This window comes from Microbulbifer epialgicus (genome assembly GCF_041447265.1).
GTDB lineage: Bacteria > Pseudomonadota > Gammaproteobacteria > Pseudomonadales > Cellvibrionaceae > Microbulbifer > Microbulbifer epialgicus.
On record NZ_JBGMEK010000204.1, the window covers coordinates 1 to 1,973 of the forward strand.

The 1,973-nt window shown below is 38.8% G+C and carries 1 protein-coding gene; it reads right to left on the reverse strand.

Annotation, left to right across the window (positions count from 1 at the left end; all coding sequences use genetic code 11):
• Positions 1-1,973: non-ribosomal peptide synthetase (locus ACCI49_RS24475; protein WP_371841872.1), on the reverse strand; the 1,973-nt coding region annotated here is incomplete at both ends.

Sequence of the window (1,973 nt, forward strand, 5' to 3'; positions counted from 1 at the left end):
CTTTGGTCAATTCAGGGCGGTTCAAATAACCTCTTGCGACACCTGCACCGCCTATATGTAACTGTCCGACAACCCCTACAGGCACTAATTCTCTTTCATTATTCAATACATACAGGCGGACATTATCTATGGGGCGACCAATGGAGAGCCCTTTTCCCGGTTGAACATGATAAATAGTTGAATAAACAGTGCTCTCGGTTGGTCCATAAGCATTAAACAACCGTAAATTTTGCGCCAGCTTTTGCGCAATAAGCGCATCGCATGGCTCACCTCCAACTACCAAGCTTTCTATTGTATGTAAGTTACTTATAGACAACGTCGGAAGCAGCGCAGGAGGTAATAATGCGTGACTTATCTTCTGAGTGATCAAAAAATTCTCTAGTAAACTTGCAGAGTATTTTTGATCGTCGGTGCAAATATATAGACTTGCTCCACTTAGAAGAGCTAACATCCACTCAAAAACGGCCGCATCGAAGCTAATAGTTGAGAATTGTAACATCCTACTTTTAGCAGATATATCTAGATGGCGCTTTTGACTATTGACTAAATTAATGACAGATGCATGCTCAATCATTACACCTTTAGGTTGTCCGGTCGATCCTGATGTATAAATTACATATGCTAAATCTTTAGAACTGACGCTCACATTGGGACTTTCTGCTGAAAATCTATCAATATCATGGTGAATAAAAGTATCCCAATAAATACACTTGAAATCTCTTTCAACTAATGGATCTAAGTATTTTTCTTGTGTTATTAAAAGATTAAAGTTTACTTCATCGGAGATTTTTCTGAACCTTGATGATGGTATTTTTTTATCTATTGGTACATATACAGCTCCAGCCTTAAGAATACCTATCATTGCAATAATTAAGCTATGAGACCTCTCTAGGCATAATCCAACAAAGCTGCCTACAGCTACACCTTTTTTAATTAAATAATTTGCCAGCTGGTTTGATCTGGTGTTGATGTCTTTATATGAAAGCTTAACATCATTAAAGACAACTGCTATTGAATCTGGTGAGCGCTTTACTTGTTGTTCAAAAACTTCAGGAACACAAATACTTTTCGGATAATCTATAACAGTATCATTCCACTCTATTAGCAATTGTTTTTGTTGTAATTCGGTGAGTATGGATAACTGGTTTATTGGTTTTTCTGGGGATGAAATAGTGTCTTCAAGTAATACCCGGAAACTGTTAGCGAATCTATCTATTGTTAGCTCTTCAAAAAGATCTTTACTATATATCCAGTCTAATATCAGTCCTTGTTCATTCTCTATGAGGCTTAATTCCAAATCATACTTGGTACTACAATGTGCGGAACACAAACCTGAAAAAGTTAAACCGCCAAGCTCTAATCCGGAATATTCGTTATTTTGGTGAGTTAACATTACTTGAAATAAAGGGCTGTGATTTACGTTTCGCTCCGGATTTACTCTCTCAACTACTATTTCAAATGGAATATCCTGATATTCATATGCATCAAGAACTACTTGTCTATTTTTTTTCAACAGCTCATCAAATATCAAGTTACCGGATAAATCACTGCGCAATACCAAGGTGTTCGCAAAGAATCCGATCAAAGATTCAACATCCCTGTGAACTCGTCCCGCAATTGGCGTACCTATGACAATGTCATTCTCATTGCTATAACGACTTAACAGTATAGATAACACGGTATGAATGAACATAAATAGCGTTACATCCCGCGTTCTGCAAAATCGCTGAATGCCTTCGGTCAAACCTTTGTTAAGAGTCTGACAGTACCGAGCTCCGATAAAGCTTTGTTTGTTAGGACGTGTCTTATCTAAGGGTAAGTTATGTACCGGAGGTAAACCTCTCAACTGCTCCTGCCAATAGCCCAATTGCTCTGCCAATACATCGCCACTGAGCCACTCGCGCTGCCACACCGCATAGTCCGCATACTGTACCGATAGTGGCCCCAGCGGATTCTCACGCCCTTCATTAAAG